The sequence below is a fragment of the Nocardiopsis sp. NPDC006832 genome (assembly GCF_040635885.1).
In the GTDB taxonomy this organism is placed as follows: Bacteria; Actinomycetota; Actinomycetes; order Streptosporangiales; family Streptosporangiaceae; genus Nocardiopsis.
Map to the genome: position 1 here is coordinate 1 of NZ_JBEYLC010000035.1, position 23,523 is coordinate 23,523.

General features: G+C 69.3%; 23 protein-coding genes. 8 read left to right on the forward strand and 15 right to left on the reverse strand.

Annotated elements, in window-relative coordinates:
- The 5 genes from ABZ717_RS17270 to ABZ717_RS17290 all read right to left on the reverse strand — a co-directional run.
- On the reverse strand, window positions 1-919 hold a 919-nt coding region (locus tag ABZ717_RS17270; RefSeq protein WP_358511203.1), incomplete at its 3' end, for a tyrosinase family protein.
- A gap of 11 nt (window positions 920-930) precedes the next feature.
- Window positions 931-1,275 carry a tyrosinase family oxidase copper chaperone gene (locus tag ABZ717_RS17275; RefSeq protein WP_358511206.1) on the reverse strand — a complete coding sequence of 115 codons (345 nt, stop codon included), beginning with the start codon at window positions 1,273-1,275 and terminating at the stop codon, window positions 931-933.
- A 163-nt stretch (window positions 1,276-1,438) separates the two neighbouring features.
- The gene (locus ABZ717_RS17280; RefSeq protein ID WP_358511213.1) at window positions 1,439-2,842 is read right to left on the reverse strand and encodes an MFS transporter; all 1,404 of its coding nucleotides are present in this window, start codon (window positions 2,840-2,842) and stop codon (window positions 1,439-1,441) included.
- Window positions 2,835-4,250 (reverse strand): FAD-binding oxidoreductase, encoded by a 1,416-nt coding sequence (locus tag ABZ717_RS17285; protein ID WP_358511216.1) that lies wholly within the window; start codon window positions 4,248-4,250, stop codon window positions 2,835-2,837. Before ABZ717_RS17285 ends, ABZ717_RS17280 begins: the two co-directional genes overlap by 8 nt.
- A gap of 76 nt (window positions 4,251-4,326) precedes the next feature.
- Window positions 4,327-5,163, reverse strand: a complete 837-nt coding sequence (locus tag ABZ717_RS17290) for an AfsR/SARP family transcriptional regulator (RefSeq protein WP_358511219.1) — start codon at window positions 5,161-5,163, stop codon at window positions 4,327-4,329.
- Between the two features lie 438 nt (window positions 5,164-5,601).
- Here ABZ717_RS17290 and ABZ717_RS17295 point away from each other — a divergent pair, with 438 nt between their 5' ends.
- The 6 genes from ABZ717_RS17295 to ABZ717_RS17320 all read left to right on the forward strand — a co-directional run bounded on the left by ABZ717_RS17295 (window position 5,602) and on the right by ABZ717_RS17320 (window position 12,488).
- Window positions 5,602-6,735, forward strand: coding sequence for a helix-turn-helix transcriptional regulator (locus ABZ717_RS17295; protein ID WP_358511222.1), 1,134 nt, complete (start codon window positions 5,602-5,604; stop codon window positions 6,733-6,735).
- 89 nt (window positions 6,736-6,824) lie between these two features.
- Window positions 6,825-7,919: an AMP-binding protein gene (locus ABZ717_RS17300; protein WP_358511225.1), complete on the forward strand. Its 1,095-nt coding sequence runs from the start codon at window positions 6,825-6,827 to the stop codon at window positions 7,917-7,919.
- A gap of 5 nt (window positions 7,920-7,924) precedes the next feature.
- On the forward strand, window positions 7,925-9,292 hold the full coding sequence (locus ABZ717_RS17305; RefSeq protein WP_358511228.1) for an aldehyde dehydrogenase family protein: 1,368 nt from the start codon (window positions 7,925-7,927) through the stop codon (window positions 9,290-9,292).
- Window positions 9,293-9,349: 57 nt separating this feature from the next.
- Complete coding sequence (locus ABZ717_RS17310) at window positions 9,350-10,414, forward strand: NAD(P)-dependent alcohol dehydrogenase (protein WP_358511231.1); 1,065 nt, start codon at window positions 9,350-9,352, stop codon at window positions 10,412-10,414.
- Window positions 10,411-11,169, forward strand: coding sequence for an amidohydrolase family protein (locus tag ABZ717_RS17315; RefSeq protein ID WP_358511234.1), 759 nt, complete (start codon window positions 10,411-10,413; stop codon window positions 11,167-11,169). Before ABZ717_RS17310 ends, ABZ717_RS17315 begins: the two co-directional genes overlap by 4 nt.
- Window positions 11,166-12,488, forward strand: coding sequence for an AMP-binding protein (locus ABZ717_RS17320; RefSeq protein WP_358511237.1), 1,323 nt, complete (start codon window positions 11,166-11,168; stop codon window positions 12,486-12,488). Before ABZ717_RS17315 ends, ABZ717_RS17320 begins: the two co-directional genes overlap by 4 nt.
- Before the next feature lie 103 nt (window positions 12,489-12,591).
- On the opposite strand, the gene ABZ717_RS17325 is transcribed toward ABZ717_RS17320, so the two are convergent.
- Window positions 12,592-13,491 carry a metalloregulator ArsR/SmtB family transcription factor gene (locus ABZ717_RS17325; protein WP_358511240.1) on the reverse strand — a complete coding sequence of 300 codons (900 nt, stop codon included), beginning with the start codon at window positions 13,489-13,491 and terminating at the stop codon, window positions 12,592-12,594.
- A gap of 94 nt (window positions 13,492-13,585) precedes the next feature.
- Between ABZ717_RS17325 and ABZ717_RS17330 the strand changes: the two genes are divergently transcribed.
- On the forward strand, window positions 13,586-15,076 hold the full coding sequence (locus ABZ717_RS17330) for an NAD(P)-binding domain-containing protein (protein WP_358511243.1): 1,491 nt from the start codon (window positions 13,586-13,588) through the stop codon (window positions 15,074-15,076).
- Between the two features lie 217 nt (window positions 15,077-15,293).
- Here ABZ717_RS17330 and arsB read toward each other — a convergent pair whose 3' ends face one another.
- Entirely contained in the window at window positions 15,294-16,376 is a 1,083-nt protein-coding gene (arsB, locus tag ABZ717_RS17335; protein WP_358511372.1) for an ACR3 family arsenite efflux transporter, read from the reverse strand.
- Window positions 16,376-16,660 carry a metalloregulator ArsR/SmtB family transcription factor gene (locus tag ABZ717_RS17340; protein ID WP_358511374.1) on the reverse strand — a complete coding sequence of 95 codons (285 nt, stop codon included), beginning with the start codon at window positions 16,658-16,660 and terminating at the stop codon, window positions 16,376-16,378. The genes arsB and ABZ717_RS17340 overlap by 1 nt, the downstream gene beginning before the upstream one ends.
- A 96-nt stretch (window positions 16,661-16,756) precedes the next feature.
- Here ABZ717_RS17340 and ABZ717_RS17345 point away from each other — a divergent pair, with 96 nt between their 5' ends.
- Window positions 16,757-17,167 carry an arsenate reductase ArsC gene (locus ABZ717_RS17345; protein ID WP_358511246.1) on the forward strand — a complete coding sequence of 137 codons (411 nt, stop codon included), beginning with the start codon at window positions 16,757-16,759 and terminating at the stop codon, window positions 17,165-17,167.
- A 119-nt stretch (window positions 17,168-17,286) separates the two neighbouring features.
- On the opposite strand, the gene ureG is transcribed toward ABZ717_RS17345, so the two are convergent.
- From ureG to ABZ717_RS17380, 7 genes are all read right to left on the reverse strand, one after another.
- Complete coding sequence (ureG, locus tag ABZ717_RS17350; RefSeq protein ID WP_358511249.1) at window positions 17,287-18,030, reverse strand: urease accessory protein UreG; 744 nt, start codon at window positions 18,028-18,030, stop codon at window positions 17,287-17,289.
- Window positions 18,031-18,109: 79 nt separating this feature from the next.
- On the reverse strand, window positions 18,110-18,913 hold the full coding sequence (locus ABZ717_RS17355) for an urease accessory protein UreD (protein ID WP_358511252.1): 804 nt from the start codon (window positions 18,911-18,913) through the stop codon (window positions 18,110-18,112).
- 52 nt (window positions 18,914-18,965) lie between these two features.
- Entirely contained in the window at window positions 18,966-19,676 is a 711-nt protein-coding gene (locus ABZ717_RS17360) for an urease accessory UreF family protein (protein ID WP_358511255.1), read from the reverse strand.
- A gap of 40 nt (window positions 19,677-19,716) precedes the next feature.
- Window positions 19,717-21,426: an urease subunit alpha gene (locus ABZ717_RS17365; protein WP_358511258.1), complete on the reverse strand. Its 1,710-nt coding sequence runs from the start codon at window positions 21,424-21,426 to the stop codon at window positions 19,717-19,719.
- Window positions 21,419-21,784 carry an urease subunit beta gene (locus tag ABZ717_RS17370; protein ID WP_358511261.1) on the reverse strand — a complete coding sequence of 122 codons (366 nt, stop codon included), beginning with the start codon at window positions 21,782-21,784 and terminating at the stop codon, window positions 21,419-21,421. Before ABZ717_RS17370 ends, ABZ717_RS17365 begins: the two co-directional genes overlap by 8 nt.
- Window positions 21,785-21,942: 158 nt before the next feature.
- The gene (locus ABZ717_RS17375; RefSeq protein WP_358511376.1) at window positions 21,943-22,245 is read right to left on the reverse strand and encodes an urease subunit gamma; all 303 of its coding nucleotides are present in this window, start codon (window positions 22,243-22,245) and stop codon (window positions 21,943-21,945) included.
- Window positions 22,246-22,752: 507 nt separating this feature from the next.
- Window positions 22,753-23,475, reverse strand: coding sequence for an ABC transporter ATP-binding protein (locus ABZ717_RS17380; RefSeq protein WP_358511264.1), 723 nt, complete (start codon window positions 23,473-23,475; stop codon window positions 22,753-22,755).
- Between the last annotated feature and the right edge of the window lie 48 nt (window positions 23,476-23,523).

Genomic DNA, 23,523 nt, shown 5'->3' on the forward strand with positions numbered 1-23,523 from the left:
CGTGGCCACCGCCCTCGACCGCCTCGGCGGGATCGACGTCCTGGTCAACAACGCGGGCATCATGGACGACATGTCCGCCACCGCCGACGTCTCCGCCGGGGGTGGGTTCCTCCGGCAGGTAGTGGGGGACGTCCGGATGTTCCTCCTGCCAGAGCGCCCACAGCTTGTCGATGAACGCGTGGTGTAGGAAGAAGACGGGGTCGTTCGGCGAGCCGATGTAGAGCATGTGGCCGCCCACCCACACGTGGGCCGAACCGTGCAGCTTTCCGATGTTCTCCTCCCACGGGAACATCGCATAGCCCTCCACGTGGTTGCGGAAGCTCTCGAAGGGCGGCTCGTAGCCCGCCGTGTGGTTCCAGGGCGGGGAGTCGTAGACGGGCAGGGCCAGCGTCTCCTCCAACTCCTGCGCGGTGGAAAGCTCACCGAGCCCGCCCAGGTCACGGATGAGGTAGGGGCGGTCGTCGTGGGTGTAGTTGCCCTCCAGCCACGGGTCCTCGGGCCCGTCGGGCAGGACGCTGGTGTTGATCCGCCATCCGTTGGCGAAGGCGAACGGCCCGGTGGTGACCCTGCCGTCGCCGGGGCGGCCGCTCCCGCCCAGGAAATCCTCACCCCACAGTGGTGAGTCGACCTCGCGGTCCGTCGTCCAGTCCCAGTAGGGCAGGGCCACCGATGGGTCCACCCACCGGAGGGCCTTCTCGAACTCCAGCAGGTACTGGCGGTGCCAGGGCATCAGACCCGGGTTGATGTGGCCGTAGCGGGGCCCGTCGTCCTTATTGATGTAGTCGGACGAGTTCATCCGGATATGCAACCGTACGAACTCGTCATAGACGCCTCTGCGCTTGAGTTCGAGGACGGCGTCGATGAACGCGCGCCTCTCACCGTCGGTCATGTCCAGGTGGTTCTTGCGAACGTGCGCCATGTCCGTCCCCCTCAGTTGTGGCCCGCGTGCCCGATCGGTAGCAGGTCGGCCCCGCGCAGCTCCCGCACCGCGGTACGCGCCGCGTCCAGTGGGTTCGGGGCCATTCGGTAGTGGCACATGGAGCTGAGGTAGGCGTCGTCGGCGAACTTCATGAGGTGGAGGCGGCGTCCGTCGACGAAGACGGCGTCCTCCCCGGACACCGTGGTGACACGGATCTCGCGCCCCTGGTAGGTCTCGGTGTACTCGCCGCTCGCGGAACCGGCGAACGTTTCGGGGTCGCGCAGGACCAGGGCGACCGGTAACCCCGCCATCACCGTGGCGCCCGCCGTCCACTTCAGCAGCTCTCTCCGTCTCACGGAAAACCTCCTCGTCGTCGCGGGCGGGGTGCCCGCGGTCCCATGCTGGCCACCGGCCGTATCGCACCCGTATCGGCGGGATATGGCGTGCCCGGGAACGAGTCGACCCGCGACCACGGGTGGCGGTCGCGGGCCGGGAGGACGCGGTTCGGGAGTTTCGGGGTCAGTCCCGCGGGTCACCGAAGCGGGTCAACGCCAGGGCGACCAGCCCCGACAGGAAGGGCAGGACCATAACCGCGGCCAGCCCCGGTGCCGGGCCGAGAACCCCGGAGAGGGCCCCCGCCGCCGCGGAGCCGACGGCCCCGCCCAGGAAGAAGGTGAGGTTGAGGAGGCCCATCCCCGCCCCCCGCTGTGGAAGCGGGATACGCGGCGACACGAACCCGGTCATCACCACCTGTGTGACGGCGAAGGCGGCAAGGGCCCCCGACGCCCCCAGCACCAGAAACACGGGGCCACCGCCGACCAGGGCGTACGCACCCAGCAGCAGGGCGCCGGCCAGGGCGGTACCGGTCACCAGGAAGACTCCGGCCGAGGTTCCCCGGCGGCCCGCCAGCCGGGAGAGGACGGCCGCCACCACGGCACCCGGCAGCAGCCACAGACCGACCTCCAGGACGGACCAGTCGTAGTCATCGAACAGGATCCGGGGCACGCCGAACATCGCGGCGAACAGCCCCGCGTAGACCCCGGAGCCCACGGCGACGGCCAGGAGGTAGGGGCCACTGGTCACCAGACTCGCGGGGATGAAACCATCCGTGCGCCGAACGGTGCGCGCGACGAGCAGCCCGGCACCGAGGAGGCCCAGAATCGCCGTCACCATCAGCGCGGTGGGGGGCAGGGACAGCGCCGGAGCCTGAATGAGCACCAGCAGGGAGCCCGCCGCCAGGGTGAGCAACCCGGCACCGGCCAGGTCCATGGGCCTACCGGACCCCGTACGGGTGGAGGCCAAACGCAGACACAGCGGTACCGCGGCCAGGGACAGCGCGGGCAGGACCAGGGTGACCCGCCAGGACAGCCCGGCGGTCACGACACCGCCCGCCAGGGTCGCCCCCGCGGCGAAGAACGCCATCGCGGCGCCGAAGATCATCAGCACGGCGGGCCGTCGGTCCGGTGGCGAGGAGGCCGCCAGGGCCAGGGCGACGGCGCTCATCGCTCCGGAGCCCGCCGCCAGCACGAAACGCCCGGCCACCACGACCCCGAGGGCGGGCGCCACCAGGCAGACCACCGTGCCCACGACGAGGAGCACCGCTCCGATGAGGAGGGTGCGCCGGGCCCCCAGGGAGTCGGCCAGGCGCCCGAACAGGGCCGTGCCCACGCCGAGGGCGAGCGCGTGGGCGGTCAGGACCCAGACGACGGAGGAGGGTGGGGCTCCCAGCGCCGCGGAGACCTCGGGCAGCGCGACCCCCGCGGCGGTGACCCCGAACACCGCCGGGCCGAACAACAGGGCCAGCCGCAGGCCCGCCGAGCGGGCGCTGATTCCGGGATCGCCCCCGGCCGGCGCACCTGCGGGAGACGGGGACGCGGTGGGCGCGAGTGCGGTGTCGGGACGGCGGGGTGAGGTCTCAGACATGGTCGGGCTCCGGGGCGATGTTGTGGTTGGCTCGAAAGATGTTGTTCGGGTCGTAATGGGATTTCACGCGCACGAGCCGGGAGTAGGTGTCGGCGTCGAACGCCTCACGAGTGAGGTCGGAGGCGTCGGGACCGCTGAGGAAGTTGATGAACCGGCGGCCCGCGTAGTGGACGCGCATCCTCTCCAGTAGGGCGCCCTCACCCGGGTCCGCTCCCGGCCCCGCGCCCGCGGGGACCTCCGAGAGCGTGGTCAGTGTGAAGGCCGCGTCCCTGCGGCCGACGGCGCTGGGGACCCTGGGCGGTCGGGACAGCGCACCGCCCAGGTGGCGTAGTTCGACGATCATGTCCGTGCAGTCGGAGTCCGGACCGGCCAGCTCCACCATGGCCCGAACCCCGTCGTCCCCGAGATCGTCGAGCATGATGCAGCGTTGGCGGTAGGGGGTGGGGGCGACCGGGTCGCTGTAAACAGAGGCGATGTCGGTGTAGGACATCTCGCGGACGGTGTCGACGATCGGCTCCATCGCCCGGAACGGCGCCACCAGCCGTTCGCCCTGTTGGGGGGAGCCCAGGTGAACGAACCGCAGGGCGACGGAGAGCCGTCCCCGCAGCGGTTCCGGGATCGGCGGCGCGTCCGGGAGACGGAGCAGGGCCAGGGAGGAGGTCATCTCCTCTGGGCAGTCCGCGGTCCACGCCCGCCAGGCGAGCATGACCTCCGACGCGGATCGACCGGGCAGGATCAGCGCCCCGGCGTACACGTTGGGCACGGGGAAGAGACCGAACTCCATGGCGGTGACCACCCCGAAGTTCCCCTTCCCCCCTCGCAGCGCCCAGAAGAGGTCGGGATGCCGATCCGGCGTCGCGGTGGTCTCCTCCCCCGAGGCGGTGACCAGGTCGATGCTCAGGACGTGATCGGCGGCGTAACCGTGGGTGCGGGACATCAGCCCCAGTCCGCCACCGAGTGTGTAGCCCACGACGCCGACCCCGGGCGAGGACCCGTTGAGCGGGGCCAGTCCGTGCGGGGCCGCCGCGTCGATCACGTCCTGCCAGAGGGCACCCGCCTGGACGAGCGCCGTACGCCTGTCGGGGTCGATCTCCACCCCTCTCATCCGGCGGGTGCTGATCATGAGGGTGTCGATCGCGGGGGCGGCGGCCCCGTGGCCCGTCGCCTGGACCGCCACGTCCATGCCGTGTTCGGCCGCGAACGCGACGGCGGTCCGGACGTCCTGGGCCGAGGCCGCCGCCACGACGAGTGCGGGCCGGTGTTCGAGGGCGGTGTTGTAGACCGCCTTCTCCTCCCGATAGCCGCCCTGGCCCGGCAACAGCACGGACCCCTGGATCCGCTCCGTGAGTGAGGCCGTGCCGGCGGGCGCGACCCGGGGCGCCGTGCCGGAGGAGAGGGAACTGGACATGGTGGGACGTCCTCCTTCGGAAGGGTGTCATCGTGTGCCGACGAGTCTTCCGAGGCGGATGCGCCGATCCCATCCCTCACTTGAGGGGAGACAGGACCTTGGCGCGGAAGCGGGCGTCGGGGAGCGGGGCGACCGCCCCGCTGAGGATGGCGTCCTCGATGTCGCGCAGGGCACGGCTCGGTTCCAGTCCGAGGTCGTCGACCAGACGTCTGCGCGTGCTCTGGAAGAGGCTCAGTGCGTCGACCTGGCGATTGGAGAGGTAGAGGGCGAGCATCAACTGCCCGCACATCCGTTCCCGGAAGGGGTTCTGGGAGACCTCTCGGGTGAGTTCACCGACGACCCGGCTGTGATTTCCCACGAGCAGTTCCAGGTCGAAGTACTCCTCCAGCACGGTGAGCCGGTCCTCCTCGTACCGTGCGGCCGCCGAGCGCACGAGCAGGCTCTCCACGCCCGGGGCGATGGGGCCCTGCCACAGGTCCAGTGCGGCACGCAGGTCGGCGGCCGCGGACTCCGTGTGACCGACGTCCGCGGCACGTCGCCCCTCACGCACCAGACCGGTGAACCGAAACAGGTCGAACGTGCCGTCGGGCACGCGCAGCAGGTAGCCGGAGGGGTGTGTCTCGATACCCGCCCACTCCCCGGACAGGGAGAATCTTCGACGCAATTCCGAAACACATATTCTCACTTGACTCTTGGCCGTCATGGGCGGTGATTCACCCCACATCGCGTCGATGAGGGATTCGATGTCGACGACATTGTTGGCCTCTAGGAGGAGAACCGCCATGAGTGCCTTATGTCGTTTCCCCTTAATGGGCACCTCCTTTCCCTGCATCATCACGGAGAGTGGTCCGAGAAGTCGATAGTACGGAGTCGTGTTCATGACTGGTCCTCTCATGGCGGGACTGGGACGCATCGCTCACGCGCATTGACCCGAAGAACGGGGCTCCCCGTCGTCCGGCCCACCGTTTCCGATGGATCAGCACTTCAGCAGCGGAGGTCGACTCGCCTGGACATGAAGTGCAATGCCCCTCGGACCTGCTCTCCCCGAATCATGGCAACCGACCTCCGTTCGGTTCACCGACCAGAAGCTACCACCCGGGACGGACACAGAAATGAACGGAATAATAATTGTCCGAATCCGGCCACGGCAAGCACCCCGGGAAATATCAGCGACATCTCCGAAGAACCCTGAGGACCATCCTCACCTGCACGTACACGGCCTCTCGATATCCTTTATACGGAATCTCCTGGCAAGTCAATCCCGCAGATGGTGGATTCTGCGTATTACAAGCTCACCGGCGACGATGCGTGTTATCGTCGAAAGCGCCGTCCGGAACGGAAGGATCGAGAAATGCCCGCCCTCACCCCACCGGAGATCCAGCACCGGCACAGCGCCCTGCTCGACCTCATCGGTGCCGCACCCGACGCCCAGGCGCTGTTCGAGACGGTCTCCGCCCGGCTACGAAGACTCGTGCCCTTCGACGCCGCGGTGTGGCGGGCCACCGACCCGGACACCGGACTGGTGACCGCGCCCATCCGGGTCGAAAACCTCCAGGAGGGCCAATGCGGCACCTACTGGCGCCTGGAACTCTTCGAGGAACGGGTCAACCGCTTCACCGACCTGGCGCGCTCCCCCGTCCCCGCCGCGGCCCTGCGTGAGAGCACCGGGGACGCGCCGGAGCACAGTTCCGTGTACCGCCACTTCATGCGACCGCACGGATACGGCGACGAGCTACGAGTGGTCCTGCGCGCCGGCGGACGCCCGCACGGACACATCAGCCTGCTGCGCGAGAGCGGCCGTCCCGCGTTCACACCCGCGGAGACCCTGCTGGCCGCCGGACTGTCGGTGCCGCTGGCCAAGCGCCTGCGCCGTACCCACACCGCCCCCGCCGGGAGCACGGACACCGGCGGGGACACCGGCCCCGGTCTGCTGGTCTTCGATCCCGCGGGCGCCCTGCTCTCCGTCAACGACGAGGCCCGCCACCACCTCGCCACACTGCCCACCGGCCCCTCCACGGACACTTCTTGGGGGCTGCGCCTGCCCGAGTGGATCCACAGCACCGCGGCACACGCCCAAGCGGTCGCCGAGCAGCGCGGCACGGGGAGCACACGAATCCGGACCCGCACGCGTTCGGGCGGCTGGCTGGTGTGCCACGCCTCGTGCCTGCGCTCACCGGAGGGCCGCCGGGGCGGATCGGCCGTGGTCATCGAGAGGGCGAAGGCCTCCGAGATCGCCCCACTGCTGTTGGAGGCCTACGAGCTCTCCCACCGGGAACTGGAGATCACCGGGTTCCTCTCCCGCGGCCTGCCCACGGCGGAGATCGCCACACGGCTCTACCTGTCACCCCACACGGTCCGGGACCACATCAAGGCGGTCCTGGCCAAGACCGGTGCCTCCAGCCGCGGCGAACTCGTCGGGAGACTCTTCGCCGAACACTACGCCCCACTGGCCGAGGAGGGGACCGTGCGCGTCCTCCAGGAGTGACCCTGAGGTCGATATCGGTCGCTAAGGCGTCCGATAGCCGGGATCCCCATGCTGGAGGCCGATCCCGACGACCCCAGTGGAGGGTATGCATGCTGGCGAACGAGCATCCGGTTCTCGACTGCCCACCGGACCGGGTCCCCGAACCCGAGGAGCTGCTCAGAGCGGCATTGCGCTGGCACTTCGACCCCCGTACGGGATCGCCGTTCTGGCTGCGGCGCGCCCGCTCCCTGGACTTCGACCCGGTACGGGACGTGCACACCTTCGACGACCTGCGGTTGTTCCCCAACGTCGTGGACGAACTGCGTGAGACCCGCGTCGAGGACCTGGTCCCGCGGGGCTACGGGGACTCCTCCGGACGAGTACGGGTCTACGAGAGCGGGGGCACCACCGGGGCACCCAAGCGCGTCGTGTTCACTGACGACTGGCTGGAGCGGTCGGTCGCCTGGTCGCTGCGGAACATGAACGAACGCGGACACCCGGAGGGCCTCAACTGGTTGGCCCTGGCACCGGCCGGACCCCACATGTTCGGCGAGATCATCGCCCGGCAGGCCCGGGCCCGAGGCGGTTTGCTGTTCACCGTGGACTTCGATCCACGGTGGGTCAAGAAATGTGTCGCGCAGGGGCGCACGGAGGAGGCCGCCCGCTATACGGAACACCTGCTCGAACAGGCCGGACACATCCTCGCCACCCAGGACGTGGGGGTGCTGGTGGCCACCCCGCCGCTCCTGGAACGCATCGCCCGTGACGCCCGCCTGACCGCGCTGGTGAACAAGAACGTCCGGCTGATCCGATGGAGCGGGGCCCACATGGATCCCGACACCCGTGACCTTCTGCGCGACGAGGTCTTCCCCGAGGTGGAACTCTCCGGGGGCTATGGAAGCACGATGATCCTCGGTGGTGTGGACGAGCGCCCCGGCACCGAAGGGGTGAGCGTCTTCGACCCCTTCTCCCCGTACATGTCCTTCCGGGTCGTCGACCCGGAGACGGGGGCCGAGGTCCCCTATGGCGAACGCGGCCAGGTGGTGATGAACCACGTCAGCAAGACGATGCTGCTGGTGAACAACCTCGAACGCGACACGGCCCTGCGGGTCCGGCCCCGGGAGGGGCAGGTCGGCGACTCACTCGGCGACGTCGAGCCCTTGGCCTCCTTCGATGGCCGGGCCGCGATCGAAGGGGTGTACTGATACCAATGTCCGACACCCTCTACCTGGACGCCCTGGGCCCCTCCGGCCCCTACCGCCCCACCAGGCGCAGTGCCGTCGAGGACGTGACCGGAACCCGGGTCGCCGAACTCGCGCTGGTGTCGGAACTGTTCGCGCACCGCGCCGTGAACGCCCTGCGCGCGGCCGTCCCGCTGCCGTCCGACGAACGGATCGCCGCGCTGGAGCGGGCGGGAAGGGCCTTCGCCTCGACCCCGGTCGGCGGTGTCCCCACGCAGGAATACGAACGCCTCGTCGCCCGTGTCTCGGGAACCCCCCTACCGGCCGTGCGCGCGACCACTCGATCCATCGCGAACGCCGCGCTGGAGGCTCACCGGGCCGCCCACGCGGCCCGCCCCCAAGGAGCGGTGGACGACTGGCGCTCCCCTTCGGCCCGCGCGGGCGGGGCACTGTGGTCCCGGCGCGGCGGCGTGCTGGCCGTTCACGCGCCGGGCAACCACCCGGGCGTGCACGCGCAGTGGTTGGAGGCCCTGGCCCTGGGCTACCGGGTCGCGGTGCGCCCGTCCCGCCGGGAGCCGTTCACCCCGCAACGGCTGGTCCAGGCCCTGCGCACCGCGGGGTTCCCCCAGGACCACGTGGCCCTGCTCCCGTGCGAACACGGGGTCGCCGACACCTTGATCCGCGACGCCGATCTGGCCATGGTCTACGGCGGCGACGACGTCGTGGACCGCCATCGCGCAGACCCCCGCGTGCTGGCCCAAGGGCCTGGTCGCTCCAAGGTCCTCATCACCAAGGACCACTCGGCCGCGACCGTGTTGGACACGGTGGTGGACTCGGTCCTCCACCAGGGCGGAACCGCGTGCGTCAACGCCACCTCCGTGTTCGTCGAGGGCGACCCTCGACCCCTGGCACGGATGATCGCCGCTCGACTGCGCGGGCTCCCGGTACTGCCGCCGGACGCCGAGGACGCGGTCCTGCCGGTCCGGCCGGTGGCCACCGCGCGAGCACTGGCCGGGCATCTGGCGGCCAGGGCCGCCGACGCGGTCTCACATGGGGAGGACGTGGTCGCCGACATCGGCGACGGCAGCGCCTGCCTGCGACCGGCGGTGCACAGCCTGGACGGTGCCGACGCCCCGCAGCACCGGACCGAGCTGCCCTTCCCCTGCGTGTGGGTGGCGCCCTGGTCGCGCTCTGACGGCATGGCCCCGCTCCGCGACACCCTGGCGCTCACCGCCGTGACCGACGACGAACGGCTCATCGACCGATTGATGTCGGAGCCGACCGTCAGGAACGTCTACGTCGGGGCGCATCCGACCCACTGGACGGTGCCGGGCGTCCCGCACGACGGCTACCTGGGCGAGTTCCTGATGCGCAGCAAGGGCCTGCGCCATGCCTGAGCCGATCGCCGGGACACGGCACGGCACCGGGTGGCGCGCGAACACGAAGGGACGAGAATGATCCACACGACCGGCTGGGGGGCGACCGTCCCCGGTGGCCCCCTGGAACCGATGGACGTACCGCGCCGTGACCCCGGCCCGGGGGACGTCGTCATCGACATCCTGTACTGCGGCGTCTGCCACACGGACATCCACCAGGTCGACGACGACTGGGGCAACTCCCACTACCCGATGGTCCCCGGCCACGAGATCGTGGGCCGGGTGCGCGAGGTCCGGTCCGGGTCCGGTGACCTCGCTCCCGGAGACCTGGTCGGCGTCGGATGCATGGTGGGGTCCTGCGGCGACTGCCCCTCCTGTTCCGAGGGGTTGGAGCAGTACTGCGCCCGGGGTCCCGTACTAACCTACAACTCCAAGGATCCGGCCACGGGCCAGATCACCCTGGGCGGTTATTCGGGGACCATCGTGGTCTCGGAGGGCTTCGTCCTCCCCCTCCCGGAGGGCCTCGACCCCGCCGGGACCGCGCCGCTGTTGTGCGCGGGGATCACCGTGTACTCGCCGCTGCGCCGCCATGGGGCCGGCCCGGGCACCCGCGTCGGGGTCATCGGTATCGGCGGTCTGGGGCACCTCGGCCTCCGGATGGCGTCGGCTCTGGGCGCGGAGACGGTGGCGATCACGAGTTCGCCCGACAAACGCGACGATGCCCTCCGGCTCGGCGCGAACGACGTGCTCGTGTCCACCGACCGGGAGGCGATGGAGCGCTGGTCCGGCGGTTTCGACCTGCTGCTGAGCACCATCGGCACGCCCCACGACCTGAACCCCTACCTGGAACTGTTGCGCCGCGACGGCACGTACGCGCTGATGGGCTCGCTCGGCCCGACCCCACCGGTGGTCGGTGTCCTCCTGGCCGGCCGCAGGGCCGCGCTGACCTCCTCGATGTTCGGCGGGATCGCCGAGACCCGGGAGATGCTCGACTTCTGCGCACGACATGGGATCACGGCCGAGGTGGAGACCGTGCCCGTGGAGCGGATCGGCGAGGCCTTCGCGCGGACGGCGGCCAAGAAGGCCCGGTACCGGTTCGTGCTCGACCTGACCTCCGCCCGAGGGAATGCGGGGGCACCATGACCGGGAGGATCTTCGACGCGCACGCGCACCTGGCCCCCGTTCCGGGGGCCACCGAACGGCTGCTGGCCACCATGGACTCCTGCGGGATCGACCGAACCATCGTGGTGGCGGGCGGCGTGGTCGACCCGGACGTGCTGTCCCGCCAGATCGCCCAGGGCGGGCAGAGTCTGAACGACGCCGACAACGAAACCGTGCTGTCCGCCGCGAAGACGGCGCGGGGGCGGCTCATCCCCCTCTTCTTCGCGAACCCGCACGGCGGCCCCGCGCCCTACCGTGAGGCGGCCTCCGGGTTCCGGGGGCTCAAACTCGCGCCGGGCGTACACGGGGTCGCTCTGGACGACCCTCGGACGGAGGCGCTGGTGGAGGTCGCCGCACAGGTCGGACACCACGTCTACCTGCACTGTCTGGGCCGCCCCGGGTTCGGCGTGGCGGACCTGGTCCGGTTGGCCGGGCGATTCCCCGGGACGGTGTTCGTGCTCGGACACGCGGGCGTCGGGGACATGGACCTGCACGGGATCGACCAGATCGCGCCCGATCCCGACATCCTCCTGGAGACCTCCGGCGGCTACACCGCGGTGATCCGAGCGGCGTTGGAGCGTCTGGGTCCCGACCGCGTGCTGTTCGGCAGTGAGTACCCGCTCCAGCACCCCGAAGCCGAACTGGTCAAATACCGGCTCCTGGACCTTCCCGAGGACGTGTCGCGCCGGGTGCTCTGGACCAACGCCCACCGCTTGATCGACGAGGAGACCAAGTGAGGACCGCACTCGCACGCGACCTACCCGTTCTGGGGGACTGGCGCGGCTTCGACGAACTCCACCGGCTCCAGGAGGAACGGGTGGCGTGGACCCTGGAGCGGGCGCTCAGAACGCCTTTCCACCAAGGGCGACTCCGTACCCCGTCCTCGATGACCGGGATCGACGACCTCTCGGACCTACCGGTGACCGGCAAGTCGGACCTGCGCGACGCCTACCCCTTCGGTCTGCTGGCCGTGGAGCGGGAACGGTTGGCCACCTACCACGAGTCCAGCGGCACCTCCGGTGCTCCGACCGCCTCGTACTTCACCGACGGCGATTGGGAGGACGTGGCCGACCGGTTCGCCCGCAGCCGGGTGGGCCTGGGCCCGGCCGACACCGTCATGGTGCGCACGCCCTACGCCATGCTCACCACCGGCCACCAGGCGCACCGGGCGGCCAGGGCACGGGGCGCGACCGTGGTGCCCGCCGACAACCGGACCCTCGTGGTGACCGGTGCCCGGGTCGTCCGCCTACTGCGCGACCTCGACGTCACCGTGGCCTGGAGCCTGCCCACCGAGTGCCTGTTGTGGGGCGCGGCGGCCCGATTCGCCGGGATGGACCCGGGACGGGACTTCCCGTCCCTGCGTTCCCTGCTCGTGGCCGGTGAGTCCTTGACCCCGGCCCGCCGCGCGGCCATCAGTCGTCTGTGGGGTGGGATCCCCGTGATCCAGGACTACGGGTCCACCGAGACCGGTTCGCTGGCGGGAGAGTGCCCCCAAGGGCGGTTGCACCTGTGGGCGGACCGGTTCCTCCCCCAGGTGTACGACCCGGCCACGGGTCGCAGTTCGCGCACCGGCATGGGCCACCTGGTCATCACCACGCTCTACCGCGAGGCGATGCCCCTTGTGCGCTACGACCTGGCGGACCGGGTGCGGATCCGCGAGGAGGCGTGCGAGTGCGGTTGGTGGCTGCCGACCGTCGAGGTGCTGGGCCGGGAGGCCGAGGTGCGCGGCACCGGGGTCGCCCAGGTGTCCCAGTCCCGCTTGGAGGCCGCGGTCTTCTCGCTCCCGGAGCGCTACGGTGTCCTCTTCTGGCGGGCCCGCACCACATCCGACCACCTGGAGGTGGAGGTGGAGGCGGTGCCCGAGCACGCGGACCGGGCGGCCGCCGAATTGGAGGACGCCCTGCGCGCCGCGCTGGGAGTGGAGTGCCGGGTCCGCGGCAGGGCCCAGGGAGAACTCGTGCCGGAGTCCGTCCTGAGCCGCACCGACGATTTCGTCAAGCCGCGAAGCCTGTTCGGCGCCGACGAGGACTGGGACCGGGCCTTCGACTACCACTGACCGTGCGAGGGTTCTCGAAGGAACCCCTCCGTTCCGTGTGGACACCGGTCGGCGCAGGCTCACCCGGCCGCGTGACGGGGCGCTCCGGCGTGGGGTGACTCGATCAGACGGTCGAGCGGTCCGCGTCGTCGGCGCGGGAGGCCTCCGTGTCCGTGTCCGATCCCGCGCCGCCACGACGTTCCAACAGGACGGTGTCGCGCCATCGGCCGTGGAGTCGGGCGATCCGCTCGCGCACGCCCACGGTGCGAAAGCCCGCCTGGTGGTGCAGGGCCAGACTGGCTCGGTTCTCGGGGAAGATCGAGGTCTGGAGTGTCCATAGACCGCCGGTGTCGGCCTCGGTGACCTGGCGGTGGAGCAAGACCTTGCCCACACCGCGTCCACGCGCGTCTTCGGCGACGTACACCGATGCCTCGGCCACCCCGGCGTAGACCGCTCGGCCGGAGGCCGGTGCGGCCGCGGCCCAGCCGACCACCCTTCCATCGGCCTCGGCGACCCAGCGGTGCCCGTCGATCCATTTGTCCCTCAGGGCTTCGGCGTCGGGTACCTCGGTCTCGAAGGTGGCGTGCCCGGTGGCGATGCCCTGGGCGTAGATCTCCCGAACCGTCTCCAGGTCCGTGTCGGTCATGGCACGGCTGGAGACGTCGGCGGGCAGGTCGGTGGGACAGCACGGTCGGGCGTTGAGTACGCCCATCACCACGTCGGCGGCGTGGGGCAGTCCGGTGCAGCAGGCGGGGTTGATGGCGACCCGGGTGGAGGTGCCCACCTTGGTGAGGGTCACGAAGCCCACGTCGGCGAGTTTGCGCAGGTGGTGGGAGACGGTGGGTTGGCGAACGCCCACGAGCCCGGCCAGTTCCCCCACGCTGACCGAGCCGGGGCCGGTGGCGATGGCGTGCAGGAGACGCACTCGCATCGGTTCGGCCAGGCAGGCGAACCAGGCGGCGTAGGTCTCGGCGTCGACCGAGGGAAGCGAACGTTCGGTGTGTTCGAGAGGCACAAGGGTCATGTCCTCATTATCGACGACGATCAATGGTTGTGTCCATCGATGATTATCGATAAAGTCACGGTCCATAGACAAAAATCGATGAAAGAGGTGAGTCATGGCCGACGAACGTCCCGTCGTGGTGATCGGAGCCGGACCCGCAGGACTGGCCGCAGCAGCGGAACTCGTGACCCGCGACCTTCCGGTCCTGATCCTGGAAAGGGGTGACACGGCCGGGGCGGCGGTGTCGGAGTGGGGGCACGTGCGGCTCTTCTCGAAGTGGCGCGACCTGGTCGATCCGGCGGCGGAGAAGCTACTCGCCGTCTCCGGTTGGCGACGCCCGGACGACGACGGGTACCCGACCGGCCGCGAGTGGGTCGAGGACTACCTCGCTCCCCTGGCCGAGGCCCTCGGCGACCGGGTCCGCTTCGGCGCCGAGGTGACCGGGGTGAGCCGTCTCGGTCGGGACCGCGTCGTGGACGCCGGACGCGCCGAGCAGCCCTTCATCGTGCACGTGCGAACCCGTGATGGCCAGGAGCGGCTGTCGGCCCATGCGGTCGTGGACGCCTCCGGCACCTGGCGCACCCCCAACCCGGTGGGCGGTGACGGCCTGCCCGCACTGGGCGAGGCCGCCGCGGCCGAGCGGATCTCCTACCGGATCCCCGACCTTGGTGAGGAGAAGATCCGGATCCGTCATGCCGGACGGACCACCGCCGTGGTCGGGCGCGGGCACTCGGCGCTGACCGCGCTGGTGGCCCTGGCCGCGATGGCCCAGGAGAGCCCGGGGACGAAGGCGGTGTGGGTACTGCGTCGCGGTGAGGTCGGGGACGCCTTCGGCGGGGGCACGGCCGACCGGCTCGTCGAACGAGGTGCCCTGGGCCGGCGAGCCCGCGCCGCCGTCGAGGCGGGACACGTCGAGGTGGTGACCGGTTTCCGTACCGCCCAGGTGCGATCGGTGGAGGACCGCCTGGTCCTGGTGGGCGAGGACGGTCGCGAGCTGGAGCCGGTGGACGAGATCGTGGCGCTGACCGGGTTCCGGCCCGACCTGTCCTTGTTGTCCGAGGTGCGTCTTGGTCTGGACCCCACTCTCCAGGCGCCGGTGGAGCTGGCCCCGCTCATCGACCCCAACCGGCACTCCTGCGGCACCGTCTACCCGCACGGCGCGGCCGAGCTCTCCCACCCCGAGGACGGGTTCTTCCTGGCGGGAATGAAGTCCTACGGGCGCGCCCCGACCTTCCTGGCACTGACCGGGTACGAGCAGGTGCGCAGCATCGCCGCGCACCTGGCCGGGGACCACGAGGGCGCGGCCCGCGTGGAGCTGGTCCTGCCCGAGACCGGGGTCTGTGGCGGGGCCGGGCTGTTCGACGACCCCACCGCCACCAAGGCCGACGCCGACGGCTGCTGTGACCCCGCGCCCGAGGCCGTGCGGGAGCCCGCCGCGGAACAGGGCGGGTGCTGCGGTGACCTGAGCGTGTCCGAACCACCGGTTCTCTCTCGGCACGAGAGTCCCACGGAATCCTCCGAGGAATCAGTCCTGACCGCTGAGAGCGGTTGCTGCTCCGGCCCTGCACAGCAGGTCGGGCCGGGTGAACCGGGCCGGATTTCGTGACCCCGGTGGCCTGAACGAACCAGCGGCCCCTGGGTCGGGACCTCCACCGGTGGTTCACATGAACCGGCCCGGACACGACGACGTCGACACGGTGTCCTTCGGTGGGCATGGTCATCCTTTCCCGGTCGTCCGGGAAGTCCGAAACCAGGAGGGGCAAGGCCGGGGCTCGGGAGCGCAGACCTGCCGATACGAGGCCTGCGTTCCCGAGGACACTCCCCTACCGGCGTTCGGGGGTGAAGCGCTTGCGCCAGGCCAGGGATACGTAGACCAGGGCGATGAGCACCGGGACCTCGATGAGCGGACCGACCACCCCGGCCAGTGCCTGACCGGAGGTGACCCCGAAGGTCGTGATCGCCACCGCGATGGCCAGCTCGAAGTTGTTGCCCGCCGCGGTGAAGGCCAGCGTGGTGGTGCGGTCGTAGTCCATCCCGATCGCCTTGGCGAAGGCGAAGGTGCCGAACCACATCAGGACGAAGTAGGCCAGCAGCGGCACCGCGATGCGGGCCACGTCCAGCGGTTGACCGATGATCCGCTCCCCCTGCAAGGCGAAGAGCAGCACGATGGTGAACAGCAGCCCGTAGAGCGCCCACGGCCCGATCCGGGGCAGGAAGTGGGTTTCGTAGCGCTCGCGTCCCATCTTCCCCTCACCGAGCCGGCGGGTGAGGAACCCCGCGGCGAGAGGAATGCCGAGGAAGATCACCACGTTCAGCGCGATCGACCAGGGGGACACATCCAGCCCGCCGGTGTCCAGGCCCAACCATCCGGGCAGCAGGTCCAGGTAGAACCAGCCCAGCGCACCGAAGAGCAGGACCTGGAAGACTGAGTTCAGGGCCACCAGCACGGCGGCGGCCTCGCGATGCCCGCACGCCAGGTCGTTCCAGATGACGACCATGGCGATACAGCGGGCCAGGCCGACGATGATCAGTCCGGTGCGGTACTCGGGTAGGTCCGCCAGGAAGATCCAGGCCAGCGCGAACATCACCGCCGGGCCGACCACCCAGTTGATCACCAGGGAGGACAGGAGCAGGCGGCGGTCGCGGGTGACGGTGTCCAGGCGGTCGTAGCGGACCTTGGCCAGCACCGGGTACATCATGACCAGCAGTCCCAGGGCGATGGGCAGGGAGATCCCGCCGACCTCCAGCGCGGCCAGGAGTTCGTTCAGACCGGGAACCAGTCGTCCCAGGCCCAGGCCGACGGCCATGGCGAGCAGAATCCACACGGCCAGGAACCGGTCCAGGGTGGACAGCTTCGCCACCGCGGAGGCGCTGATCTCGCGTGTGGTGCTCTCCGAGCGCCCCATCAACAGGCCCGCTTGTTCTGTGCGGCGTCAGTGGAGCGGGCGGTGGCGGCCAACGCGGACAGCCCTTCGGAGAGCGCCTCCAGGGCCTCCGGGCGCAACCGGTAGTAGGTGAACCGGCCGCATGGTTCGGTCTCCACCACCCCGGCCTCGCGCAGCAGGCGCAGATGGTTGGACAGGTTGGTCTGGCGGGCGCCGGTCTCCTCCACCAGGTGGGTGGTGCACAGGGTCTCGTGGGCGAGCAGGGACACGATCCGCATTCTGAGCGGGTCGGCCAGGGCCTTCATTGGATCAGTATCGACTGACGTCAGCATGCGCTGATATTATCTCATCAGCCTCCCCTGATACGTTTCCCGTCGCTCCGAAGTAGAGGAACACCCGCCATGACCGGCACCGGCAAGCCGTCCGTCCTTTTCGTCTGCGTGCACAACGCCGGACGCTCCCAGATGGCCGCCGCCTGGCTACGCCACCTGTCCGAGGGTCGGATCGAGGTCCGCTCGGCCGGCTCGGCCCCCGCCGACACGCTCAACCCCGCGGTCGTCGAGGCCATGGCCGAGGTCGGTATCGACATCACCGACCAGAACCCCAAGGTCCTCACCGTCGACGCGGTCGAGGCCTCCGACGTGTGCGTGACGATGGGCTGCGGCGACACCTGCCCGTTCTTTCCCGGCAAGCGCTACCTCGACTGGGAACTCCCCGACCCCGCGGGACAGGGCGTGGAAGCCGCCCGCCCCATCCGCGATGACATCCGCGAACGCGTCGAAGGACTCATCGACGAACTACTCCCCCGCTGACCATTTCCACCGCGGGCGCGAGGGCCACTTCCAGACGCCCACCCGCCCCGCACCGCCACGGCACGAGACGGGTGGCGATACGAGCAGGCGATCCACCAGGACACACCCACACCTGTCGACTACGTGTGGCTATGGAAGTATCCGCCCTCCTCGTCCGCGTGAAAGTGAGGAGCCATGGGGCCGGGGTCGGTGGGCACGTGGGCCCCGGCGAGATGCCGGCGGCGCAGGGCGCGCACCCACTCTCCCAGCTGCTCGACGGTGTCCTCGTGCTTCCTCGAAAGCGCCAACACCGGGGCGCCCTCCCGGGCACGTGTGGCGTCCTCGATCATCCGCGCGACATCGACGTCGACGTGGTCGGCCAAGTCGATCTTGTTGACGATCAGCAGATCCGCACGTCCGATCCCCGGCCCTCCCTTGCGTGCCACGTCGCCACCACCGGCCACGTCGAGGACAAAGAACTGCGCGTCCACGAGCGATGGTGAGAACGTCGCGGTGAGGTTGTCGCCCCCGGACTCGACCAGAACGATGTCCAGTGGAGCGAAGTCCTGCTCCAGGTCCTCGACGGCGAGCAGGTTCATGGTGACGTCGTCACGAATGGCGGTGTGCGGGCAGGCTCCGGTTTCGACGGCGCGGATCCGCTCGTCCGGCAGCACCCCCTCGGCCTTGAGGAAACGCGCGTCCTCGTCGGTGTAGATGTCGTTGGTGATGACCCCGATGCGCATTTCCTCGGACAGCGTCCGGCACAGCGTGGCGATCACCGAGCTCTTCCCGGTGCCGACCGGCCCGGCCACTCCCAGACGCAGCGACCGGGACCTCGATGCCTCGACGTTCTGCTTCTCATCGGTGGTGTTCTCAATACCCATGGTTCTCCTGTGTGTGGTCGATGCCGGCGTTCAGCTCGGCCGGCCCGGAAAAGCGTCTGCTCTCGCGCGAGCCCTCCCATCAGCTCTGAGCCCATGGTGGCCCCAGAGACTTCAGGGCGTTCACGGTGGAGCGGCCGACGGCGAGATTGTCCTCTCCCACCGAGCTGATCTGGACGGTGTCGGGGGCGATCCCCATGATCACCGTGGAGTCGTCGACGATCTCGGAACGCGCCCCCAGCGCCGCAGAGCCCGCGCCGATGGCGCTGCCCGGGTCCACCACCAGGGTGCTGCCCACACATTTGGCGGAACCGGCCACTGCCGGGGTGTTCCAACCGATGTGCCGCCCACCGAGGCGCAGTTCCTGGTCGTAGAGGACGCCACCTCCGCGGGTTACGCGCACCCGTTGGGCGATAGCACCCGGTCGTTCACCGTGTCGTCCCATGATGAGCTCCTCACGCAGAAGAACACGTGCGCTCCGGGCCAGTCGCACCCGCACCTCCTGCCGGTGATCGCAGCCGCGGGCGGCGATCACCGGTTCGGGAAGCCAGATGAAGCTGGCCCCTTCCCCGACCTGGACGTCGATCGACATCAGCGACCGGTCCCCGGTGGTCCCCGGCAGAGCCAGGGTCGCGGAGATCTCGTTGAGCACCAGCGAGGCACCGTCCCCGATGACGACTTCGAGGTGCAGCCGGTCACCACCCAGCGGGCCCGCCGTGCCCGCGGACAGCGAGACACGGGCGACGCCGGCCTGGTGATGGGCCCATGGCTCGAAGCCCTTGGCGTGGGTGGGCCGCAACACCAGCTGGCCCTCTGAGCGCATCCGGCTCAGTCGATTGGTGCCTCGACCATCGAGCTCACAGGTCAGCGCCGCCGAGGCGGACATCCATGAAGGTGACGACCTCGCCTTCCGCACGCCTTGCGGAGCGACCGGCGTGTCAGGACGCAAAGAGTCTCGCCTCCTGAGTCTCGTGGACTTCGGCCACGTGGTCTGACAACGGAGCACCGAAGGATGGTAGGTCCTCCGGTTCATCCCAGGCCCGCTCGGCGGCGTCTTCGGCGATCTCGTCGAGGACACCGCGCAGATCGGCGATGACCCGATAAGCGTCGAACGGGTCGACGCTCATCAACTTCACCACCGCCGACGCCGGGCCGGACACGGCATCGTGGAGTACACCCCGGGCGGCGTCGATCGGCGCGAGGTCCAACATCGCCGCCCCGGCGCCGAAGGCCACCGGGTGGTTGGTTCTCTGCGGCATCCGCTGCTGCAGCGGATGCGGGTTCACAGCCTTCAGGGCGCGCAGCAACTGGCGACCCAAGGCGTGTGAGACCTTCCGCAGCGCCGGTGAGGGGGTCCGGGCGTCCAGCTCCGCGTCGAGCGACACCAGCCGATTCAGGGCCTGCCGCCGGTCATCGAGGTCGGCCTCGGGCTCCGCGCTCCGACGCAGGGTCGCACAGGCGGCCGCGGCGAAGGCGGCGTTCATCGCCCCTGTCGTCCTCATCCGTCCGGTGAGGAAGTGTCCGAGGTCCGCGGTGTCACGGACCCTACCGGTACGGATGGCCGATTCGAGTCCACCGGAATGGGCGTACCCGCCGGCGGGCAGACGCCCGTCGGTGAGCAACAGCAACCCCGCACCACCATGTGCCATCCCGCGTGGTCTCCGTCATCTCGTCGCAGCCGATATCGATTCAGAACAGGTAATAGCGCTGGCTCATCGGAACCTCGGAGGCGGGCTGATGCTCGATGAGCTCACCGTCGACGGTCACCCCATAGGTGTCCGGGTTCACCGAGATCTCCGGCAACGCGGCGTTCTCCGGCATGTCCGCCTTCGTGCGACCACGGACGGACTCCACGGCGACCATCCCACGAACGACGTCGAGTTTCTCCGGCAAACCCGCGTCCAGGGCGGCCTGGGACACGAACGCCACGGACGTCGACGCCGCGGCGCGGGTGTGATCGTTGAAACCAGGGCGCGGCATGACCGGTTGCGGGGTGGGGATGGAGCCGTTGGGATCGCCCAACGCGGCCGAGGCGGCCATACCGCCCTTGATGACCGTGTGCGGACGTACGCCGAACATCGCCGGTTGCCACAGCACCACGTCGGCCATCTTGCCGATCTCGACGGACCCGATGTGCGGTTCCAGGCCGTGGGCCACCGCCGGACAGATCGTGTACTTGGCGACGTACCGGCGGGCCCGGTGGTTGTCCGCGTGGGCGTCCCCGGGCAGGGACCCGCGCAGCTCCTTCATGCGGTGGGCGGTTTGCCAGGTGCGGGAGATGACCTCCCCGATGCGGCCCATCGCGTTGGCGTCGGATGAGACGATCGACAACGCGCCGATGTCCTGCAGGAAGTCCTCGGCCGCGATGGTTCCGGCACGCACGCGGGACTCCGCGAAAGCCAGGTCGTTGGGCACCTGCGGGTTCAGATGATGGGCCACCATGACCATGTCCAGGTGCTCGTCGACCGTATTGACCGTGAAGGGCCGTGTCGGGTTGGTCGATGCGGGCAGCACGTTGGAGTAGCCCGCGATCCGGATGATGTCCGGAGCGTGGCCGCCGCCGGCGCCCTCGGTGTGGTACGAGTGGAACGTTCGACCATCGACCGCGCGCATCAGGTCCTCGACGAACCCGGCCTCGTTGAGAGTGTCGGAGTGGACGGCGACCTGTACCCCGGAGTCGTCCGCGGCGCGCAGAGCGGCGTCGATGACCGCCGGGGTGGCGCCCCAGTCCTCGTGGACCTTCAGCCCACCCGCGCCGGCACGGATCTGCTCCCAAAGCGCCTCTTGGGAGACGGTGTTCCCGCGGGCGAGCATCAGGTAGTTCACCGGCCACGGGTCCATCGCCTCGAACATGCGGTGCAGCCACCACTCGCCCGGCGTCGCCAAGGTCGCCTTGGACCCTTCGAAGGGACCTGTACCGCCACCGACCACCGTGGTGGTTCCGGTCTGGATCGCCACACGAAACATGTCGGGGCCCACGTAATGTACGTGTGTGTCGATGGCACCGGCGGTCATGATCATGCCGTTGCCGGACATGATCTCGGTGGAGGGACCGATCACCAGGTCGGGGTCGACGCCGTCCATGGTGTCCGGGTTGCCGGCCTTGCCGATTCCACAGATGCGGCCGTCTCGGACGCCGACATCGGCCTTGACCACACCCCAATGGTCCAGGATCACCGCACCGGTGATGACCAGGTCCGGGGTGCCCTCGGCGCGTGTCACGGTGGACTGCCCCATCGATTCGCGAATCGATTTCCCGCCACCGAAGACGACCTCGTCTCCGCCTGCGCAACGGTCCTCCTCGATCTCGATCAGCAGGTTGGTGTCGGCCAGGCGTATACGATCGCCGGTGGTCGGACCGTAGGACGACACGTACTCGGCACGTGGGATCTCAGCCATCCAGCGCTCCTCCGCACAGACCGCGCAGGCCCGGAACGATTCGTCGTCCCCTGATCGCGACCAACTCCACTTCGACGACGGCCCCCGGCTCGAAACGCACCGCGCCGCCGGAGAGCACGTTCAGTCTGCGCCCCCAGGCGGCGTCACGGTCGAAGTCGAGGGCGGCGTTGACTTCGGCGAAGTGGTAGTGGCTCCCGACTTGAATCGGGCGGTCGGCGGTGTTCAGGACTCGAACTTCGGTGACGTCCAGACCCTGGTTGATGCTCACCGGGTCATCACCGAGCAGCAACTCGCCCGGGATGATGCCGGGCTCACCCGCGTCGACGTGGGTGTCCTCGCGCAACGGAGACTGGCGCATGCCCGTACCAGGGCGGCGTGGCTCCGAGGGACCGGAATACCCTGATGAATGGGCACGGTCGGCGTCCGAGTCGAAACTCCCACGCTCTGGCGCACCCTCTTGGGGGTAGTCACGGCCCGGCGCGTCGGAGGGGTGCTCCCACTTCTGATGATCGTCGCTCATGGGATCGGCCCCGTCACGGTCACGAGCTTCGTACCATCGGGGAAAGTGGCCTCTACCTGCACCTGGGCCAGCATCTCCGGCACTCCGGCCATCACATCGTCACGGGCCAGCACCGTGCGGCCGTATTCCATCAGGTCTGCCACCGAGCGACCATCGCGGGCACCCTCGTACAGCGCCGAGGAGATGACGGCCGTAGCCTCGGGCAGATTCAGCCGCAGTCCCCTCCCCCGTCGTTCCCACGCCAATCTGCCGGCGGTGTAGATCATGAGCTTTTCCTGCTCATGGAGGGCAATAAGCACGACTTCCTCCTCGTCGAGGCGCGGCACGAAACCGAGTCAGGTCGTCCAGGAAACCGCCCGAATCGGGTTCCGGAACCCCAGAGGTGAACCATCCATATCGGCCATTGTTCAGAGTTCACCTTCGATTCTTCGACCGTAGAGCACTTACCCGATAACCCGACGAAGACACGCCCGCCGAACTCCGACATCACCCTCGCAGAAACCACTCTAAGCGTGCGGATTCCGACTTTTAAGCATTGGTCGGGTTCTCACCAGAACCACTACCTCAAGCCAAAATAGATGGAAAGGACATCATCTGAATCGGTTGATGAGCGATTCCGTTCTCACGCGGCAATCGGCTACACCTGTCACATCCAACCGAAACACCCAATGGAGAAAGTGGAAACCATCGGCGAGCGCAGCCCGGTCAGTGACGTCGACACGGTTTCCGGGCGCCGGCACCGATGGCCGTCGTGTGCTCCGACCCGAGCAGGTCGGTACGCGGAGATCTCCCGCAGCGGGTAGGGGTCATACTTCATCCGCCGGCCCCTGGTAACGGTGGAAGAGCAACTGGGGAACCTCGTCGTACGCCGTTGCCCGCTCCGTCGCCACCCCGTAGACGCGCTCGATCGTCTCCGACCGTAGAACCTGCGGAACGTCGCCGCTCGCGCGCACCCTGCCTCGGTCCAACAGCATCAAACGGTCGCAGTACCGGGCCGCGAGATTGAGATCGTGCAGGACCACCACCGCGGTCATCTCCAAACCCCGAACCAGGTCGAGGACCTGATGCTGATAGCCGATGTCAAGGTGATTGGTGGGTTCGTCCAGCAGCAGGCAGTCGGCCTCCTGCACCAGGGCACGGGCGATCAGCACCCGCTGCTTCTCCCCACCGGACAGCTCGGATATGTCACGGTGCGCCAGGTCCAGAGCCCCGACCTTCTCCAGCGCGGCGGCGGCGAGCTCATCGTCTCGGGGACCGCGGCGGGAGAACATACCCAGATGCGGTGTACGGCCGAGGATCACCATGTCGGCGGCGGAGAGCATCAGCTCGCTCCGCGGTTCCTGAATCACCACGGCGATGCGCTGCGCGATCTGTCGGGGACTCAACCGCGTCAGCGGCCGACCGTCGAACGTGACGGTCCCCTCCCGCGGGCGCAGAGCACCGAAAAGGATCCGCAGCAGTGTGGTCTTGCCACTGCCGTTCGGCCCGATCAATCCGAGAACCTCGCCGCGGCACACCTGGAGGTCCACCCCTGTCAGGACGGGCGTCCTACCGTAGGAATGCCCGATTCCGCTCGC

Coding starts and splice junctions, on each gene's coding strand:
- ABZ717_RS17355 (WP_358511252.1), bottom strand. CDS start 18,913: ATGTCCGCCTCGGCGGCGCTGACCTGTGAGCTCGATGGTCGAGGCACC.
- ABZ717_RS17325 (WP_358511240.1), bottom strand. CDS start 13,491: ATGACCCTTGTGCCTCTCGAACACACCGAACGTTCGCTTCCCTCGGTC.
- ureG (WP_358511249.1), bottom strand. CDS start 18,030: ATGGGTATTGAGAACACCACCGATGAGAAGCAGAACGTCGAGGCATCG.
- ABZ717_RS17300 (WP_358511225.1), top strand. CDS start 6,825: ATGCTGGCGAACGAGCATCCGGTTCTCGACTGCCCACCGGACCGGGTC.
- ABZ717_RS17305 (WP_358511228.1), top strand. CDS start 7,925: ATGTCCGACACCCTCTACCTGGACGCCCTGGGCCCCTCCGGCCCCTAC.
- ABZ717_RS17345 (WP_358511246.1), top strand. CDS start 16,757: ATGACCGGCACCGGCAAGCCGTCCGTCCTTTTCGTCTGCGTGCACAAC.
- ABZ717_RS17310 (WP_358511231.1), top strand. CDS start 9,350: ATGATCCACACGACCGGCTGGGGGGCGACCGTCCCCGGTGGCCCCCTG.
- ABZ717_RS17285 (WP_358511216.1), bottom strand. CDS start 4,250: ATGTCCAGTTCCCTCTCCTCCGGCACGGCGCCCCGGGTCGCGCCCGCC.
- ABZ717_RS17330 (WP_358511243.1), top strand. CDS start 13,586: ATGGCCGACGAACGTCCCGTCGTGGTGATCGGAGCCGGACCCGCAGGA.
- ABZ717_RS17315 (WP_358511234.1), top strand. CDS start 10,411: ATGACCGGGAGGATCTTCGACGCGCACGCGCACCTGGCCCCCGTTCCG.
- ABZ717_RS17295 (WP_358511222.1), top strand. CDS start 5,602: ATGCCCGCCCTCACCCCACCGGAGATCCAGCACCGGCACAGCGCCCTG.
- arsB (WP_358511372.1), bottom strand. CDS start 16,376: ATGGGGCGCTCGGAGAGCACCACACGCGAGATCAGCGCCTCCGCGGTG.
- ABZ717_RS17365 (WP_358511258.1), bottom strand. CDS start 21,426: ATGGCTGAGATCCCACGTGCCGAGTACGTGTCGTCCTACGGTCCGACC.
- ABZ717_RS17340 (WP_358511374.1), bottom strand. CDS start 16,660: ATGAAGGCCCTGGCCGACCCGCTCAGAATGCGGATCGTGTCCCTGCTC.
- ABZ717_RS17360 (WP_358511255.1), bottom strand. CDS start 19,676: ATGGCACATGGTGGTGCGGGGTTGCTGTTGCTCACCGACGGGCGTCTG.
- ABZ717_RS17290 (WP_358511219.1), bottom strand. CDS start 5,163: ATGCGTCCCAGTCCCGCCATGAGAGGACCAGTCATGAACACGACTCCG.
- ABZ717_RS17280 (WP_358511213.1), bottom strand. CDS start 2,842: ATGTCTGAGACCTCACCCCGCCGTCCCGACACCGCACTCGCGCCCACC.
- ABZ717_RS17370 (WP_358511261.1), bottom strand. CDS start 21,784: ATGCGCCAGTCTCCGTTGCGCGAGGACACCCACGTCGACGCGGGTGAG.